The organism is Jeotgalibacillus sp. ET6 (assembly GCF_029667115.1).
In the GTDB taxonomy this organism is placed as follows: Bacteria; Bacillota; Bacilli; order Bacillales; family Jeotgalibacillaceae; genus Jeotgalibacillus.
In genome coordinates this window covers 1-16,995 of the sequence record NZ_JARUIU010000015.1, presented here as the reverse complement: position 1 = coordinate 16,995, position 16,995 = coordinate 1, and the positions used below count along the sequence as shown (strand labels likewise).

Below are 16,995 nucleotides of genomic sequence, written 5' to 3'. Positions count from 1 at the left end.
ATGGCATCCTCTAAATTATTAGAATAGCACACTTTGCCCTAATTAAAAAGAAAATGGAATGATTTTATCCACAGCCGCAGACACGGTAAGATTCTTCTTTTCCTTTATCCACATGTGGGCAACTTTTTCCGTCTGGTGATCTATTTATCTGTTTTGACCTCTGCTAAGCAGATGCTTGTAAGGGATAAAATAATTTAAATAAATGAGAAATAAAGTAAAAATTTTTATATATTAAATAAATTATATCCAATAATTCTCACTTTGTTTCTTAAATTATATGAATAAAAAGTCTATAAAAAAAGAACCCTCTATTTAAAAACAGAGGATTCTTTTTTATTTTTCTTCGCTTGTATCATCAGATATCTGTGGGGTTCTGCGCCTTCTGAATTCGTTTCAATATCACGTCTTCCAGTAAGCGCATTATGAATAATTTTTCTTTCATAAGATGGCATCGGTTCAAGCTTCACTGATCTTCCTGTGCGAACAGCCTGATCTGCCATTTTTTTCGCTAATTGCTCCAGTGTTTCCTGTCGGCGCTGGCGATAATTTTCCGCATCCAGCATGACGGTTAAAAATTGTTCGGAATGCTGATTGGCAACGAGTTGAGCCAGGTATTGAAGAGAATTAAGTGTTTGACCTCTTTTTCCTATTAAAAGGGCAACCTTTTCGCTTTGTAATTCAAAAATAACTATTTTACCTTTTTTTTGAATTTTCGTCACTACTTCAAGGCCCATATGGCTGGTTACATCTTTAATATAGCGGTCCACTTCTTCAATAGCATCAATCCGTTTTTTAACAAGGACTTTTGCAGGCCTTGATCCAATCAAGCCTAAAAACCCTTTTTTACCTTCATCGATCACGGTAACTTCCGATTTTTCCTTGGAAATTTTTAATTCCGCAAGGGCGGCAGCGACCGCTTCTTCCACTGTTGCACCCGTCATCGTGATTTGAGTCACTTCATGGCTCCCCCTGTCTATTGAACAGATTGGTCTACTTTTTTGCTGCCCGTTCCATTAATAACTAACGTCTGAACAATCATAAAGATATTACCAACAACCCAGTAAAGAGATAATGCAGATGGGAATGTAATCGCAAATACCACAATCATGACAGGCATTAGATATAGCATCATTTGCATTTGAGGATTCATGCCGGCAGGGTTTCCAGCCATCATGATCTTCTGCTGCAAGTAAGTCGTCACACCTGCTACAAGCGGAAGAATAAAGAATGGATCTCTTTCGCCCAGGTCAAACCATAGGAAATTGTGATTCGCGATTTCTGTCGTTCGGACAATTGCATGATAAAAAGCGATAAGAATCGGCATTTGTATTAAAAGTGGAAAACACCCTGCCAATGGATTTACGCCATTTTTCTGGAACATGGCCATCGTTTCCTGCTGAAGCTTTTGCTGAGTTTGAGCATCTTTAGAAGAATACTTTTCCTTCAACTTCAACATTTCAGGTTGAATTTCCTGCATTTTTTTCGTGTTTTTTGTTTGTTTAATCATTAGCGGCAATAGCGCAAATCGAATAATTAATGTTACCAGTACAATCCCAAGGCCGTAATTATCTCCTGACCATTGTGCGATTGTTGTTATGAGCCATGACAATGGATAAACAAAATAGCTGTTCCATATTCCTTCACTATCGGTTGTAATCGGCTGGTCGATCTCCATACAACCTGTTAAAAGAGCAGTTAACCCCACAATCATAAAAAGGGGCAGTAATCGTTTTTTCACCCAGATGTTCCTCCCTATTCTAATAGTAAATTGCATACCACACGTAATTGTATCACGTTATTTATCTGAATTCACTTTCTTTTGAAGAACCTTTGACTTTCCCATCACATGAATCAGACTGCTTTTAGTCTGATGAAAAGTAAAGTCGGCAGCAGGCTTTCTTGCAATGACAATATAGTCAGCATCAGGCTGCAGCTCAGGGGAGAGCTCTAAAAACGCTTGTCTGATGTACCGCTTAATACGATTTCGCACGACAGCATTCCCTACTTTTTTGCTGACAGACAAGCCCAGTCGAAATGAGGTTTGATCCTTTTTCTTTAAACAGTACAAAACAAACTGCCGATTCGCCATAGACGATCCATGGCGAAATACTTGCTGGAATTCCGGATTTTTTTTGATTCGCTGCTCTTTTTTCATTTTAGCACCCACATATCGTTAATTTTGCACCGGTATAAGTGAAAAAAGACCACTGAGTGGAATCAGTGGTCTTAAGCAGACAATACTTTTCTTCCACGTTGACGGCGACGAGCTAGAACCTTGCGGCCATTTTTTGTGCTCATGCGTGCGCGGAATCCGTGTACTTTACTTCTTTTACGCTTATTTGGTTGGAACGTACGTTTCATGTATAAGACACCTCCTAATTGGTCGCTCGTGGCAACCAAGCTACAGACATTCTAAATAATTATATAGATTTCACATATCAAATGTCAATGTTCATTTCATACAACCTCTATATCATAGCAGAATCAAACCTTTACTTCAATAGTGAAATTACTTTTCGAAAGAATTCTGCTTAATTATTTTTTTCCTCTCTGCCATCATTCTTTGAAATTTCTCCTCCAGGATCGCAGATAAACGTAATGGAAAACATCATTCCCTGCATTTCGCTATGCACTCCGTTAAAATTCGACTCTCCTGTATCTGCCTGTGTACAACTGTGGATATTTTTTTCGACACCTTTTTCTTTATCCACAGTACCTATCGACAAGTTTTTCACACATTCAACCCTTGTGGACAAGATCAATCACAGTGTGAAGCGTGCTGTGGATAAATAATCACAACCCTTGCAAGGCAAAGGATTTTCTGCTATTATAAGTGTGTTTTCACTCTTGATAAGTTGTCAGCACAAAAAACATTATCCACAATTGTGGATAGGCTGTGGATAGATCTCTCAACATGCATGGAGAATCTTGTCCACAGGCTTTGGATTATGTCGATAAATATACAAAACGCTTTTTTACCCTATTCATCGAAATGAATATATATAAGGGACCTTCGAAAAAGTAACTTTTCTAGAAAAATAATTAAGTAAGGAGGGTCTGCTACTTGGAAAATATTACGGATCTTTGGAACCGGGCCTTAGAGCATATCGAAAAAAAAATCAGTAAACCAAGCTATGAAACCTGGTTAAAATCGACAAAGGCCTTTTCATTAAAACGCGATACACTTACGATTACAGCTCCAAATGAATTTGCAAGAGACTGGCTGGAAGGCCATTACTCTCAATTAATTTCAGGTGTGCTGAAGGATGTGACAGGGGAAGAGCTGATTGTAAAATTTATTATTCCTCAAAATCAGAACCAGGATGACTTTAATTTTGCGATCCAGCCGAAAAAGCCTGTGAAAGATGATGATCAGCAGGAGTGGTCACAGAGTATGCTGAATCCAAAGTATACCTTTGACACGTTTGTAATTGGCTCCGGCAACCGCTTTGCCCACGCAGCTTCTTTGGCTGTAGCTGAAGCACCGGCAAAAGCGTATAATCCGCTGTTTATTTATGGGGGAGTAGGGCTTGGAAAGACGCATTTAATGCACGCAATTGGCCACTATGTACTTGAGCATAATTCCTCTGCAAAAGTGGTTTATTTGTCTTCTGAAAAATTTACAAATGAATTCATTAACTCGATCCGGGACAATAAAGCTGTCGATTTTCGCAATAAATATCGAAACGTGGACGTTTTGTTAATTGATGATATTCAATTTCTTGCTGGAAAAGAACAAACGCAAGAGGAATTTTTTCATACTTTTAATACCTTACATGAAGAAAGCAAGCAAATTGTTATTTCAAGTGACCGTCCGCCAAAAGAAATTCCGACGCTTGAAGACCGGCTGCGCTCCCGATTTGAATGGGGGCTTATCACAGATATTACGCCGCCTGATCTAGAAACAAGAATCGCAATCCTTCGAAAGAAAGCACGAGCGGAAGGATTGGATATCCCTAATGAAGCCATGCTGTATATCGCTAATCAAATTGATTCAAATATTCGTGAACTCGAAGGAGCACTGATCCGGGTGGTCGCTTATTCTTCATTAGTAAGTAAAGATATTAATGCTGATTTAGCTGCTGAAGCTTTAAAAGATATCATGCCAAGCTCGAAGCCGAAGGTCATCACCATTTTAGACATTCAAAAGGTTGTCGGGGATCACTTCAGTATTAAATTAGAAGACTTTAAAGCGAAGAAAAGAACGAAGACCGTTGCATTTCCAAGACAGATTGCCATGTACCTCTCCAGAGAAATGACAGATTTCTCCTTGCCTAAGATTGGAGAAGAGTTCGGCGGACGTGATCATACGACCGTTATACATGCCCATGAAAAAATCTCAAAATTACTCGATCATGATGTGTCATTAAAGCAGGAAGTAAAAGATATAAAATCAACTCTTCAAAAATAGATGCTGCAAGCTGTGGGTAAATGTGGACAAAGTGAGCATGTTTAAGCACATCTTTTCCACATGGGGAAAACTCGGCATCGCAAGTCATCAACAGGCTTATCCACATATCCACAGCGCCTACTAGTATTACTATTATTTTAAAAGAATTAATTACTATATATATAAAGCACGAGACTACTAACTTTTGGAGGCATTGAAAATGAAATTTCAAATTCAACGCGATCGTTTAGTGAACGGCGTAAACGATGTAATGAAGGCTGTATCTTCAAGAACGACGATTCCGATTTTAACAGGACTTAAAATTGTTGCTCACGAGGAAGGGGTTACCCTGACAGGCAGTGATTCTGATATTTCGATTGAATCATTTATTCCAAGAGAAGAAGATGGCAAAGAAATTGTACAGGTCCAGCAAACTGGCGGAATCGTCCTTCAAGCGAAATTTTTTGAAAGCATCGTAAAAAAACTGCCGATGGATACCGTTGAAATTGAAGTGCATTCTCACCTTCAAACGGTTATCCGCTCCGGGAAATCAGAATTTAATTTAAATGGGCTGGATGTAAATGAATATCCGCATCTCCCACAAATTGAAGAAGATCACGTACTTAAAATTCCTACAAACCTATTAAAAACCATGATTCGACAAACCGTTTTCGCAGTGTCCACCTCAGAAACACGCCCTATCTTGACAGGTGTAAACTGGCACATTCAAGACGGCCTGTTAAACTGTGTTGCAACAGACAGTCACCGGCTGGCTATGAGGAAGGCGCCGATCACTGGAGGAGACGGAAATGAAAGTAAAGCGGTTATTCCAGGGAAAAGCTTAAATGAATTAAATAAAATCCTTGAAGACACATCAGATGAGCTTGAAATTGTCATCACGGAAAACCAGGTGCTGTTCAGAGCGAAGCATGTTCTATTCTTTTCGCGCCTGCTTGAAGGAAACTACCCTGATACGTCACGGCTTGTTCCGGCCGAAAGCAAAACCTCGCTTACCATCGGCGGAAAGGAATTTTTGCAGGCGATCGACCGTGCTTCTTTGCTCGCAAGGGAAGAAAGAAATAATGTTGTCCGACTGTCCATTGGCGAAGACGGCAGAGTTGAAATTTCGTCTAATACTCCTGAAATAGGAAAAGTAGTGGAGGAAGTTCAAAGCGAAGCAACTGATGGGGAAGAGTTAAACATCTCCTTTAGCGCAAAATACATGATGGATGCACTGAAAGTGTTTGAAGGAGCTGAAACAAATATTCAGTTCACAGGCGCGATGCGTCCGTTTGTTTTACGGCCCACTTCAGACGACACCATTCTTCAATTAATCACCCCTGTACGGACGTACTAGGTGAAAAAATACACGTGAATTTTATCCAAATGCCTATTGTTTCAGAGGGAAACAATAGGCATTTGGTTGTTTTATTGAAGCATTCTTCAGGAAAAAGGCGTTTAAGTGAATTTTTCTTTGTTTTCCGCCTTCATATTGGGTAAAATAAGATATTAGAGAATATTAGAAGGTAGTGAGCGAAATGAAAGAGACGATCACGATCAGTACGGAGTATATTACGCTTGGCCAATTTTTAAAATTAGCTGATGTTATACAAAGCGGCGGAATGGCGAAATGGTTTTTAAGCGAGCATGAAGTTTATATAAATCAGGAGCTTGACCAGAGAAGAGGGAGAAAGCTGCGTGACGGAGATGAAGTGCAGATTCCGGATGTAGGCTCTTATGTGGTGAAGTCTAACGATTAGAAGGATGTTAAAACATGTATATTGAGCAGCTTGAGCTATCCCACTATCGCAATTACGATACGTTAACGGTGGAATTTGATAATAACGTCAATGTAATCCTGGGAGAAAACGCTCAGGGAAAAACAAACGTCATGGAATCCATTTACGTTCTTGCGATGGCTAAATCTCACAGGACTTCTAATGATAAAGATTTAATACAATGGGACTCAGATTATGCTAAAATAAAAGGTAGAGTGATGAAGCATCACGGCTCTCTTCCCATGGAATTAACCGTAACAAAAAAAGGGAAAAAAGCCAGGATGAATCATCTTGAGCAATCGAAATTAAGCCATTATATTGGCCATATGAATGTTGTCATGTTCGCGCCCGAAGATCTCCACTTAGTAAAAGGGAGCCCTCAAGTAAGGCGTCGTTTTATTGATATGGAGATCGGACAAATTTCAGCCGTTTACCTGCATGACAGCTCGCTCTATCAAAAAATTCTCCAGCAGCGAAACCATTATTTAAAACAGCTGCAGACAAGAAAGCAGCGGGATCAGACCATGCTCGATGTCCTGACAGACCAATTTATTGAGATGGCGGTCAAAATTATTCAGCGCCGTTTTCAATTTATTGATCTCCTGCAGCAGTGGGCCCAGCCGATTCATTCCGGCATATCGAGAGGAATCGAAACGCTCGAAGTCGTGTACAAGCCATCTGTTCAGGTGACGAATGAAGACAGCAGGGATGACATTGAGTCTGTGATCAGGAAAAAATTTGATGAGCTTCGCGAAAGAGAGATTGACAGGGGCGTTACACTGATCGGCCCTCACAGGGATGATCTGCAGTTTCTGGTCAATGGCCATGATGTCCAGACATTTGGCTCCCAGGGACAGCAGCGTACAACGGCGTTATCCATTAAATTGGCTGAAATAGAACTCATTCGTGCAGAGATTGGAGAATACCCCATATTGCTGCTGGATGATGTTTTATCCGAACTTGACGACTATCGTCAGTCTCATCTGCTTAACACCATACAGGGAAAGGTTCAGACCTTCGTTACGACGACAAGCGTAGAGGGAATTGATCACCAAACCTTGCGGGAAGCCACAACATTTATCGTGGAAAACGGCAGGATAAGCAGAAAAACAGAGGAGGGCTGATCCTATGTATGTTCATATAGGAGGCGAGTCGATGGTAAGAATGCATGACATCGTGGCAATAATGGATATAGAGTCTGTAAAATCCTCTCTTATCATGGAAGAATACATGAAAGAGAACGATAATGGCATCGTCGATCTATGCGAATCAAACTGTAAATCCATTGTAGTTACTGATTTCAGAGTCTACCTGTCTCCCTTGTCCTCAAGCACACTTAAAAAAAGATCAGAAAAAATGGTCAAGCCAATTTTTAAATAAATTCGAAGAAAATTGCAACGTGAGAGAAAGTGTAGGTGAACCGTGTGGCAACAGATAACACACAAATGCAACCGCAGGCTTATGATGAAAATCAGATTCAGGTACTCGAAGGTCTTGAAGCGGTAAGAAAAAGACCGGGAATGTATATTGGTTCAACAGCTGCAAGAGGTCTTCATCATCTTGTATGGGAAATTGTCGATAACAGCATAGATGAAGCGCTCGCTGGACACTGTGATGAAATCAAGATCAGTATCGAAAAAGACAACGCAATCGTTGTAGAAGACAATGGCCGGGGTATTCCAGTCGGGATGCATGAAAAAATGGGCCGTCCAGCAGTCGAAGTCATCATGACGGTTCTTCATGCCGGCGGTAAATTCGGCGGCGGCGGATACAAAGTTTCAGGCGGATTGCACGGAGTAGGTGCATCAGTTGTAAATGCCCTGTCTGAAAAACTGGAAGTCTTTGTGCACCGTGACGGCAAAGTCTACAATCAGGAATATTCAAAAGGGGTCCCAAGCTACGACCTGAAAGTAGTCGGAGAAACGGATCGCACCGGTACGATTACCCGTTTTAAAGCAGACCCTGAAATTTTCACTGAAACAACGGAGTATGACTATGATACTCTTGCCAACCGTGTTCGGGAGCTGGCGTTTTTAAACCGCGGACTTGCCCTGGTGATTACAGACGAGCGGGTAACAGAAGAAGATGGCTCGCCACTGTCAAAACGATTCCACTACGAAGGCGGAATCAAATCCTATGTATCCCATTTAAACCGTTCGAAAGAAGTTATTCACGAAGAGCCGGTGTTTATTGAAGGGGAGCGTGACGGAATTTCAATCGAAATCGCACTTCAGTACAATCAGGGGTATGCAGGCAATATCTATTCATTTGCCAATAACATCAGCACCCATGAAGGCGGCACGCATGAATCAGGATTTAAGACTGCCCTGACCCGTGTCATTAACAGCTACGCATCCCGGAACAATCTGATGAAGGATGCAGACAGCAACCTATCAGGGGAAGATGTTCGGGAAGGCTTGACTGCGATTGTCTCGATCAAGCACCCGGATCCTCAATTTGAAGGACAAACGAAAACGAAGCTTGGGAATTCTGAAGCCCGTACCATTACGGATAACTTATTCTCGGAGCATTTCGATAAATTTCTAATGGAAAACCCGGTCGTTGCAAGACAAATTGTAGATAAAGGCCTTATGGCGGCACGTGCACGTCTCGCAGCCAAAAAAGCCCGCGAATTAACACGGCGTAAAGGTGCACTTGAAGTGTCCAGTCTTCCGGGTAAGCTTGCAGACTGCTCTTCAAGAGATCCTCAAATCAGCGAACTTTACGTGGTGGAGGGGGACTCAGCCGGAGGGTCTGCCAAGCAGGGCCGGGATCGTCATTTCCAAGCTATTCTGCCGCTGCGCGGAAAGATTATCAACGTTGAAAAAGCCCGTCTTGATAAAATACTTTCCAACAATGAAATCCGCGCCATCATCACAGCACTTGGAACTGGCATTGGAGAAGATTTTGATCTTGCCAAAGCGCGTTACCACAAAGTGGTCATTATGACCGATGCGGATGTGGATGGAGCGCATATTCGAACGCTGCTGCTTACATTTTTGTACCGCTATATGCGAAATATCATTGAAGCGGGATACATTTATATCGCACAGCCGCCGCTTTATAAAATTACGCAGGGTAAATCAATCCAGTATGCGTATACAGAGCGCGAAATGAATAATGTACTGGCGGAGCTTCCGCCAACACCAAAGCCTGGTCTTCAGCGATACAAAGGACTCGGAGAAATGAACCCCGAGCAGCTTTGGGAGACGACGATGAATCCTGAATCAAGATCTATGCTGCAGGTAAGCCTGAAGGATGCCATCGAAGCGGATGAGACATTTGAAATCTTGATGGGCGATAAAGTAGAACCGAGACGGCAGTTCATTGAAGATAACGCAATGTATGTTAAAAACTTGGACGTATAAGACTGGGGCAGTGGTTTTACCATCCTTTCTTCACGTTTAACTATATAAATCATGTTTAGCAGGCGCCGGCCCTTGCAGTCATCAACCTCTCCGTCCAGGTGAACCAAAGCGGTTCACCTGGCCGGAGTGTCTTATGATTGTCTGGGCTGAAGACGCCTTCCGCTTTTAAATAAGGAGGTTTCCCATATTATGGCTGAGACGCCGAGCTCGAATGTTCACGAAATAAATATTAGTCAGGAAATGCGTACTTCTTTTTTGGATTATGCCATGAGTGTTATTGTGGCGCGTGCCCTTCCTGACGCAAGAGATGGGTTAAAGCCGGTTCACCGTCGTATTTTATATGCGATGAATGATCTCGGGATGACTTCTGATAAGGCGTATAAGAAATCCGCACGTATCGTCGGTGAAGTAATTGGTAAGTATCACCCTCATGGAGATTCCGCTGTTTACGATACAATGGTGCGTATGGCGCAGGATTTCAGTTATCGGTATATGCTGGTTCAGGGGCATGGTAATTTTGGTTCTGTAGATGGCGACGCAGCAGCAGCTATGCGTTACACCGAAGCAAGAATGTCGAAAATATCCATGGAATTGATTCGCGACATAAACAAAGACACCATTGATTATCGGGATAACTATGACGGCTCAGAACGGGAGCCTGTCGTTTTGCCTTCCCGTTTTCCTAATCTGCTGGTTAATGGCTCAAGCGGAATTGCTGTTGGGATGGCCACGAATATTCCTCCTCATCAGCTTGGGGAAGTCATTGACGGACTTCTTGCGTTTACGCAGCATCCGGAAATCACAATCGGAGAACTCATGGAGCACATCCCAGGTCCGGATTTCCCAACGGGCGGTCTTATTTTGGGACGCAGCGGAATCCGCCGTGCCTATGAAACAGGACGGGGTTCAGTCGTTCAGCGTGCAAAAGTGGAAATTGAGCAAAAAGCGAACGGGCGTGAAACCATCCTCGTTCACGAGCTTCCCTATCAGGTAAATAAAGCGAGACTCATTGAAAAAATCGCAGAATTGGTTCGTGATAAAAAAATAGATGGCATTACCGATCTTCGCGACGAATCTGACCGGAACGGAATGCGGATCGTCATTGAAGTACGCCGTGATGCCAATGCCAATGTGCTTCTAAACAATCTGTACAAGCAAACTGCTCTTCAAACAAGCTTTGGAATTAATATGCTGGCGCTTGTGGATGGTCAGCCGAAGGTGCTGAATTTAAAAGAAGCGCTGCACTATTACCTTGAGCACCAAAAGGTCGTTATACGCCGCAGAACTGAGTTTGAGCTTCGAAAAGCAGAAGCACGTGCTCACATCTTAGAAGGACTTCGCATCGCACTCGATCATATTGATGCAATTATTGCACTTATTCGTGGATCTCAGACGGCTGATGCAGCAAAAGAAGGCTTGATGGAGCAATTTGATCTGTCAGAAAAACAAGCTCAGGCTATACTGGATATGCGTCTACAGCGTTTAACCGGTCTGGAGCGCGACAAGATAGAAGAAGAATATCAGGCACTCGTTCAATTAATTGCGGATTTAAAAGCCGTTTTAAACAGTGACGAGCGCGTCCTTGAAATCATCCGTGAAGAACTCACAGAGATTAAAGAGCGCTTTAATGATAAGCGCCGGACTGAAATTACGACCGGCGGAGCTGAGATGATTGAGGACGAGGATTTAATTCCACGCGAGAATTTAATTGTCACCCTTACGCATAACGGCTATATTAAACGTCTTCCAGCTTCTACTTACCGCAGTCAGAAACGGGGCGGCCGCGGTATACAGGGAATGGGAACGAATGAAAATGATTTTGTTGAGCATCTATTAACAACGTCAACGCATGATACCATTCTGTTTTTCTCCAATAAAGGAAAAGTATACCGTACAAAAGGGTATGAAATTCCGGAATACAGCAGAACCGCAAAAGGGCTGCCAATTATCAATCTGCTTGGAATTGATAAGGATGAAGATATTAACGCGATGATCAGAGTAGAAGAATTTAAAGAAGATTCATTCTTCTTCTTTACGACCAAGTACGGTATTTCCAAGCGTACACCTGTGTCTGATTTTGCGAATATCAGAACAAATGGTTTGATCGCTATCAATTTAAAAGAGGGCGACGATCTTATTTCCGTTAAATTTACCGATGGAAATAAGGAAATCATTATCGGTACCCAGAATGGGCTGCTGATCCGATTCCCTGAATCCGACGTCCGGTCAATGGGCCGTACAGCTACAGGTGTCCGGGGTATTCGTCTCAAAGGCGAGGATATTGTCGTAGGAATGGAAATTCTCGAACCGGATAATGAAATTCTTGTTGTAACGGAAAATGGGTATGGAAAAAGGACAACAGAGAAGGACTATCGTGTTCAATCACGTGGTGGAAAAGGGATTAAGACCTGCAACATCACGGATAAAAACGGTAAACTCATTGCTGTAAAAGCGGTATCGGGTGAAGAAGATGTCATGATCATTACGGTTCAAGGCGTATTGATCCGAATGGATGTCAGCGGCATTTCTCAAACAGGCCGCAGTACGCAAGGGGTTAAACTGATTCGTCTCGGTGATCAGGAATCGGTTGCGACTGTTACACGAATAGAAAAAGAAGAAGAAATTGAAGAAGAGATAGAAGAAATGCTTGAAACATCTGCGCCTGCAGATCCTGTGGAAACAGAAGAAACGGATATTTCATCCGACTATTCCTCAGACTCAGACGAAGATTCAGAAGAGTAAATAGTAAAGAAAACAGGAAAAATACTTCCTGTTTTCTTTTTTTTATGTGGTAAAATGATAATAAAGAACTAGGTATAATGACGGGGTGAGCGGAATGAAGGTAAAAGTGGAGGATTTACACGAAGGCTGTATTATTGCTGAAAATATCATGGGATTAACAAATTACCCGATAATGAAGACGAATACGTCCATTACAGCTTTGCATATAGAGGTTTTGCAGGCTTTTCAAATTGACTACGTAGCGGTGAAAACTAAAAAAGAAGATGGGAGCCTTTTTGGAGCAGAGGCGCTTGATGAAGCTTCTATAAGCGAAGAAAGACAAGAACGTTCTTCCCTCTCACGTCCGCGAACTGAATTTGAACGTGAATATCATGAAGCGGTCATGTTTTATAAAAATGAATTTTCCAATTGGCAGTCAGGCAGCAAAGTGGATATTGTGAAGCTCAAGCAAGCCATTCTTCCTGTAATCACTAACTCTCAAATGGATACATACGTCCACCGTCTGCATGAATTGTGTGAAGCGAAAGAGTATATCGCGCATCACTCTATTGCTGTTGGGGTCCTTTGTCATCTTATTGGACGCAAAATGGGGTATGAAGATGGCTTATGTACGCAGCTGTCACTTGCGGGTGTGCTCGCAGATGCCGGTATGGCTAAAATGCCGATGTCCATCCTTCAAAAATCATCCGGTCTTGAGCGGGATGAAGCCATTGAAATCCGAAAGCACTCCATTTTCAGCTATCAATATATTATGGACACGCCGTTCCTGAAAAAAGAAATGAAAAAAGCCATTTATCAGCACCATGAACGATTAGATGGCAGCGGATACCCGATCGGAGAGAAAGGGCAGAATATCAGTATGTTTTCTCAAATCATTGCCCTTGCCGATATGTATCATGCAATGACTTCAGAACGGCTGTACAAACAAAGGCAGTCCCCATTCAAAACACTTGAAATTATAACGGAAGACAGCTTCGGCAAGTTTGATATCGTCGTAGTAAAAGCACTGCAGGACATCATTGGAAATCTTACACCCGGAACAAAGGTTCAATTATCTGACGGCCAGCATGCAGAAGTTATTTACACACCGCCAACTGACACAATAAGACCAGTGGTTAAAAGAATGGAAGCAGAAGATATACTCGATCTTTCAAAGCAGCGAACGCTTTTTATTGAACGGATCATGTAACAAGAAGTTCAAGACGATATCGGTGGTACATAATTTTATGAGAGCCTGGGACACTAGTGTCTCAGGCTTTTAGTATGGCTCCCTTTCCGTTCAGCAGGAATGGTGCTGAAAGCCTTGCCGTGTAGTATAGAGTCTCAAGCACGATTCATTTCCTCCAGGAATCTTCCTGCCTTTCCCCTTTAGGTTATACAGATTGCCACCTCATTTAAATGAAAAATGAACAAACTGCATCTCATAAACGTATAAGAAGTAAGATTGTAAAAAAAGAAGGTGAAACCTGTGAACGAAAGGGAATTGGAACGAATTCAGCAAGCAATGGCCGGAAATGATGAAGCCCTTGCGATGCTTTTGCAAGAACACTATCAATTTTTATTTTTATATTTAGTAAAATTAACCCTTTATCCTTCAGAAGCAGAGGATTTAACACAGGATACGATCGTCAGGTGCATTGAACGGTTCGATCAATATAATCCCGGAAAAGCAGCGTTTACCACATGGATGATTCAAATAGGAACAAACTTATGGCTGGATAAAAAAAGAAAAAAGAAGCGGGAAAAGACGTATCTAAATAAGCAGCAGCTTTCGTGGAAGCTGGGTCAAAAAAAAGGGGATGAAACGCTCATCATTACAGAAGCTCTAAAAAAGTTAAAAGACACTCATCGCCTCCCGGTCATTTTAAAACACTATTATGGTTACAGCTATGAAGAAATCGCTGGTATTTGCCGAGTACCCATCGGAACGGTTAAGTCGAGATTAAACAACGGGTTAAGAAAACTGAGAGAGGAGCTTGAAGATGGATCAGAATAAACGCCTAGAACATTCTATTAAAGAAGGACTTCGGGGGTTAGATAAAGTAGAAACCCATGTTCCTTCTGTAGATTCAATGAAAATGCTGGTTCATCAAACAAAGAAAAGGATGAGAATGGAACTGTATTTATTTATGGCCATTGCTCTTTTACTTGCCATTAGTACAGTTGTATTCATCATGAATTCACCTGCAGTATATCTAATGATCCACTTTTTTATTCTTTTGCTCGTGAGCGCCAGCGGAGCAGTGTATTTTTACAAGGAAAAGGTGCATGGCCATGAATGATCTTAAAGAGGTTCCAATTGTTTTTTTTATTTTGCTAGCTATTATCTTACTTGCCCAAAGCATTTATTTATTTATTGATGCAAGAAAAAGGGGGCATGCCAGATGGTTTTGGGGATTGTGGGGGATGATTCAGACGCCGATGCCCATCGTGGTTTATTTGCTTTGGTCAAGAGTTGTGACACCGGCGATTCAGCGAAGGAGGGAAAAGAATGGAGAATGTTAATTTTGCGATGATTGCTCCGCTGCTTGTCATCAGTCTTCTATTAGCTATTATCGCACTGGTTGATGTAATCAAGCGGCCATCCACAAACGGACCTAAAGTACTTTGGGTGCTGTGTATCGTATTGATCAGTACCATCGGCCCCATCCTCTACTTTATCTTTGGCAGAAAGGAGATGTAACCATTGATCACTCTTCATAAAGTCGCAAAAAAATATGGACAGGTAAAAGCAGTAACCGATGTAAGCTTTTCCTTAAAAACAGGTAAGACAACAGCCCTTGTCGGTCCGAATGGTGCAGGGAAAACCTCCCTGTTAAATATGCTAAGCGGTCTAGCTGCTCCAGACAGCGGAAGCATTCACTACGATACGGCAAAAAAAGATCCGAGAACTCAGCTTGGTTTTCTTCCTCAATACCCCGCATTCCATGACTGGATGACAGCGGAAGAGTTTTTGCAATTTGCAGCCAGACTAGGAAAAAAGTCAAAAAAGGAAGCACGGATAAGGTCATCAGAATTATTGGAGCTCGTAGGTCTTGCTGATGCGTCCCGAAAAAAAATTGGCGGTTTTTCAGGCGGAATGAAACAACGGCTCGGTATCGCGCAAGCCTTGGTGCATGAGCCGAAGCTTCTGTTGCTCGATGAACCGGTATCGGCACTTGATCCAATTGGACGTAAAGAGATTATGATTCTTCTAAACGAATTAAAAGAAAGAATGACGATTCTGTATTCTACTCATGTTCTCCATGATGCCCAGCTGCTTTGTGATGACGTGCTTATGATGAACAAAGGCAAAATGATCCTGTTCGATTCCCTTCACCACATTTATCAGCAATATGACAAACCACGAATGGTTATCACATTTGAACATTCTTTTATGCCATGGGTGGCAGACATGCGGCAGCGTTACTCAGGATGGGAGATTCAAATAAAGGGAAACGAAGTAGAAGTGATTGGATCGAATCTTGGCGATCTTAGAAGAATTCTGTTAGATGAAATTAGCAGAAGCGACCTTCCAGTACGGTCCATTACATTCGGCACCTCTACACTAGAAGAGGTGTTCCATGAGGTGATGCATCATGAATGAGTTTTACGTCCTGTTAAAAAAAGAACTGACTGAAATGTGGAGAAGCTATAAATTTTTGTGGATGCCCATATTATTTCTATCTCTTGGCATTATGCAGCCTTTAACCAGTTATTATCTTGAGGATCTTTTAAAAGAATTTGGCGGTCTTCCTGAAGCAGCCCTTATTGATTTTCCAATCCCTTCATCCACTCAAGTATTCATTGATACCTTTTCACAATTCTCGCAAGTTGGCATCCTGCTGATCACGCTGTCTCTAATGGGAATGTTTGCGAACGAGAGAAATAAAGGAATCGCTCAGATGATTTTAACCAAGCCGGTCTCTTACACAAATTACTTTTTATCAAAATGGACTGCAGCGATCCTCTTAATCACCACTTCTTATATTATTGGCGTCCTATCAGCCCTATATTACATCCGCTTATTATTTGAGCCATTGGATTTGAAAAATGTACTTGCTTCCTCAGGTTATTATTTCATCTGGCTCATCTTTGTTCTTACCGTTGTTCTTTTCTTCAGTTCTATTTTGAAAAAAACCGGTGCGGTGGGTGCAGCTAGTATTCTACTCATTATGATTCTAACGATTTTACCCTCCGTCTTTAAACAGCTATTAAAATGGAGCCCAGGCAATCTGCCAATCTATGCACACAAGGCTATTCAAGGAGATTCTCTCGCAGGGACTATCCCCGTCCTCATGATTGCGGTAATACTCATTTCAGGAATGGGGGCAGTGGCGGTCTACTATATGAAGAAAACAGAATGGATGAGGTAAGAAAGCACCGGTTGATTCCTGCTGTCACTCTATTTATTCGTTCTCTTTTAAACAATTAATCTTTTTTTGAATATAAGGGTTGCTATTAAATAGAGTGCATGGTATATTTATATGCGTCGATTTGAGGCGCACTAATTAAGCAGCTTAAGCAAAATAAAAAAAGTTGTTGACATCATAACTTAATAAATGTTATGATAGATTGGTCGCTTGAGAGAGCAATACACAAATGAAACACCTTGAACCTTGAAAACTAAACAACCAAAAACGTCAACGTTAGTACAAGATTTACAAGAAACACAATGAGCTTTATCAAACACTTTACGGAGAGTTTGATCCTGGCTCAGGACGAACGCTGGCGGCGT

Annotated in this window: 19 protein-coding genes; 14 read left to right on the top strand and 5 right to left on the bottom strand. The window is 41.8% G+C overall.

The window, feature by feature from the left end; genetic code table 11:
• Nucleotides 1–308: 308 nt before the first annotated feature.
• The 5 genes from jag to P6709_RS19255 all read right to left on the bottom strand — a co-directional run bounded on the left by jag (nucleotide 309) and on the right by P6709_RS19255 (nucleotide 2,735).
• Nucleotides 309–956 carry an RNA-binding cell elongation regulator Jag/EloR gene (jag, locus tag P6709_RS19275; protein WP_278242539.1) on the bottom strand — a complete coding sequence of 216 codons (648 nt, stop codon included), beginning with the start codon at nucleotides 954–956 and terminating at the stop codon, nucleotides 309–311.
• 17 nt (nucleotides 957–973) lie between these two features.
• A complete protein-coding gene (gene spoIIIJ, locus P6709_RS19270) occupies nucleotides 974–1,738 on the bottom strand; it encodes a YidC family membrane integrase SpoIIIJ (RefSeq protein WP_278242538.1) in 765 nt (254 codons plus the stop codon).
• A gap of 57 nt (nucleotides 1,739–1,795) precedes the next feature.
• Nucleotides 1,796–2,155: a ribonuclease P protein component gene (gene rnpA, locus P6709_RS19265; protein WP_278242537.1), complete on the bottom strand. Its 360-nt coding sequence runs from the start codon at nucleotides 2,153–2,155 to the stop codon at nucleotides 1,796–1,798.
• A gap of 71 nt (nucleotides 2,156–2,226) precedes the next feature.
• The gene (rpmH, locus tag P6709_RS19260) at nucleotides 2,227–2,361 is read right to left on the bottom strand and encodes a 50S ribosomal protein L34 (protein ID WP_084215458.1); all 135 of its coding nucleotides are present in this window, start codon (nucleotides 2,359–2,361) and stop codon (nucleotides 2,227–2,229) included.
• A 170-nt stretch (nucleotides 2,362–2,531) separates the two neighbouring features.
• Nucleotides 2,532–2,735 (bottom strand): hypothetical protein, encoded by a 204-nt coding sequence (locus P6709_RS19255; RefSeq protein ID WP_278242536.1) that lies wholly within the window; start codon nucleotides 2,733–2,735, stop codon nucleotides 2,532–2,534.
• A 329-nt stretch (nucleotides 2,736–3,064) separates the two neighbouring features.
• Between P6709_RS19255 and dnaA the strand changes: the two genes are divergently transcribed.
• The 14 genes from dnaA to P6709_RS19185 all read left to right on the top strand — a co-directional run bounded on the left by dnaA (nucleotide 3,065) and on the right by P6709_RS19185 (nucleotide 16,633).
• Nucleotides 3,065–4,411, top strand: coding sequence for a chromosomal replication initiator protein DnaA (gene dnaA / locus P6709_RS19250; protein ID WP_278242535.1), 1,347 nt, complete (start codon nucleotides 3,065–3,067; stop codon nucleotides 4,409–4,411).
• Between the two features lie 199 nt (nucleotides 4,412–4,610).
• Nucleotides 4,611–5,747 (top strand): DNA polymerase III subunit beta, encoded by a 1,137-nt coding sequence (gene dnaN / locus P6709_RS19245; RefSeq protein WP_278242534.1) that lies wholly within the window; start codon nucleotides 4,611–4,613, stop codon nucleotides 5,745–5,747.
• A 181-nt stretch (nucleotides 5,748–5,928) separates the two neighbouring features.
• Nucleotides 5,929–6,150, top strand: a complete 222-nt coding sequence (gene yaaA, locus P6709_RS19240; RefSeq protein ID WP_278242533.1) for a S4 domain-containing protein YaaA — start codon at nucleotides 5,929–5,931, stop codon at nucleotides 6,148–6,150.
• Between the two features lie 14 nt (nucleotides 6,151–6,164).
• Nucleotides 6,165–7,292, top strand: coding sequence for a DNA replication/repair protein RecF (recF, locus tag P6709_RS19235; RefSeq protein WP_278242532.1), 1,128 nt, complete (start codon nucleotides 6,165–6,167; stop codon nucleotides 7,290–7,292).
• A gap of 4 nt (nucleotides 7,293–7,296) precedes the next feature.
• A complete protein-coding gene (remB, locus tag P6709_RS19230) occupies nucleotides 7,297–7,548 on the top strand; it encodes an extracellular matrix regulator RemB (protein ID WP_278242531.1) in 252 nt (83 codons plus the stop codon).
• Nucleotides 7,549–7,613: 65 nt separating this feature from the next.
• On the top strand, nucleotides 7,614–9,536 hold the full coding sequence (gene gyrB, locus P6709_RS19225; RefSeq protein WP_278242563.1) for a DNA topoisomerase (ATP-hydrolyzing) subunit B: 1,923 nt from the start codon (nucleotides 7,614–7,616) through the stop codon (nucleotides 9,534–9,536).
• A gap of 189 nt (nucleotides 9,537–9,725) precedes the next feature.
• Entirely contained in the window at nucleotides 9,726–12,278 is a 2,553-nt protein-coding gene (gene gyrA / locus P6709_RS19220) for a DNA gyrase subunit A (protein WP_278242530.1), read from the top strand.
• Nucleotides 12,279–12,372: 94 nt separating this feature from the next.
• Nucleotides 12,373–13,467, top strand: coding sequence for an HD-GYP domain-containing protein (locus P6709_RS19215; protein ID WP_278242529.1), 1,095 nt, complete (start codon nucleotides 12,373–12,375; stop codon nucleotides 13,465–13,467).
• 279 nt (nucleotides 13,468–13,746) lie between these two features.
• Nucleotides 13,747–14,274: a sigma-70 family RNA polymerase sigma factor gene (locus P6709_RS19210; protein WP_278242528.1), complete on the top strand. Its 528-nt coding sequence runs from the start codon at nucleotides 13,747–13,749 to the stop codon at nucleotides 14,272–14,274.
• The gene (locus P6709_RS19205) at nucleotides 14,261–14,560 is read left to right on the top strand and encodes a DUF5345 family protein (RefSeq protein WP_278242527.1); all 300 of its coding nucleotides are present in this window, start codon (nucleotides 14,261–14,263) and stop codon (nucleotides 14,558–14,560) included. The genes P6709_RS19210 and P6709_RS19205 overlap by 14 nt, the downstream gene beginning before the upstream one ends.
• Entirely contained in the window at nucleotides 14,553–14,783 is a 231-nt protein-coding gene (locus P6709_RS19200) for a sigmaY antisigma factor component (RefSeq protein ID WP_278242526.1), read from the top strand. The genes P6709_RS19205 and P6709_RS19200 overlap by 8 nt, the downstream gene beginning before the upstream one ends.
• Nucleotides 14,770–14,961: a PLD nuclease N-terminal domain-containing protein gene (locus tag P6709_RS19195; protein ID WP_278242525.1), complete on the top strand. Its 192-nt coding sequence runs from the start codon at nucleotides 14,770–14,772 to the stop codon at nucleotides 14,959–14,961. Before P6709_RS19200 ends, P6709_RS19195 begins: the two co-directional genes overlap by 14 nt.
• A 3-nt stretch (nucleotides 14,962–14,964) precedes the next feature.
• A complete protein-coding gene (locus P6709_RS19190; protein ID WP_278242524.1) occupies nucleotides 14,965–15,864 on the top strand; it encodes an ABC transporter ATP-binding protein in 900 nt (299 codons plus the stop codon).
• Nucleotides 15,857–16,633: an ABC transporter permease gene (locus tag P6709_RS19185; RefSeq protein ID WP_278242523.1), complete on the top strand. Its 777-nt coding sequence runs from the start codon at nucleotides 15,857–15,859 to the stop codon at nucleotides 16,631–16,633. The genes P6709_RS19190 and P6709_RS19185 overlap by 8 nt, the downstream gene beginning before the upstream one ends.
• Nucleotides 16,634–16,995 lie beyond the last annotated feature (362 nt).

Coding starts and splice junctions, on each gene's coding strand:
- rnpA (WP_278242537.1), bottom strand. CDS start 2,155: ATGAAAAAAGAGCAGCGAATCAAAAAAAATCCGGAATTCCAGCAAGTA.
- rpmH (WP_084215458.1), bottom strand. CDS start 2,361: ATGAAACGTACGTTCCAACCAAATAAGCGTAAAAGAAGTAAAGTACAC.
- dnaN (WP_278242534.1), top strand. CDS start 4,611: ATGAAATTTCAAATTCAACGCGATCGTTTAGTGAACGGCGTAAACGAT.
- yaaA (WP_278242533.1), top strand. CDS start 5,929: ATGAAAGAGACGATCACGATCAGTACGGAGTATATTACGCTTGGCCAA.
- recF (WP_278242532.1), top strand. CDS start 6,165: ATGTATATTGAGCAGCTTGAGCTATCCCACTATCGCAATTACGATACG.
- remB (WP_278242531.1), top strand. CDS start 7,297: ATGTATGTTCATATAGGAGGCGAGTCGATGGTAAGAATGCATGACATC.
- gyrB (WP_278242563.1), top strand. CDS start 7,614: ATGCAACCGCAGGCTTATGATGAAAATCAGATTCAGGTACTCGAAGGT.
- gyrA (WP_278242530.1), top strand. CDS start 9,726: ATGGCTGAGACGCCGAGCTCGAATGTTCACGAAATAAATATTAGTCAG.
- P6709_RS19215 (WP_278242529.1), top strand. CDS start 12,373: ATGAAGGTAAAAGTGGAGGATTTACACGAAGGCTGTATTATTGCTGAA.
- P6709_RS19205 (WP_278242527.1), top strand. CDS start 14,261: ATGGATCAGAATAAACGCCTAGAACATTCTATTAAAGAAGGACTTCGG.
- P6709_RS19200 (WP_278242526.1), top strand. CDS start 14,553: ATGAATGATCTTAAAGAGGTTCCAATTGTTTTTTTTATTTTGCTAGCT.
- P6709_RS19195 (WP_278242525.1), top strand. CDS start 14,770: ATGGAGAATGTTAATTTTGCGATGATTGCTCCGCTGCTTGTCATCAGT.
- P6709_RS19185 (WP_278242523.1), top strand. CDS start 15,857: ATGAATGAGTTTTACGTCCTGTTAAAAAAAGAACTGACTGAAATGTGG.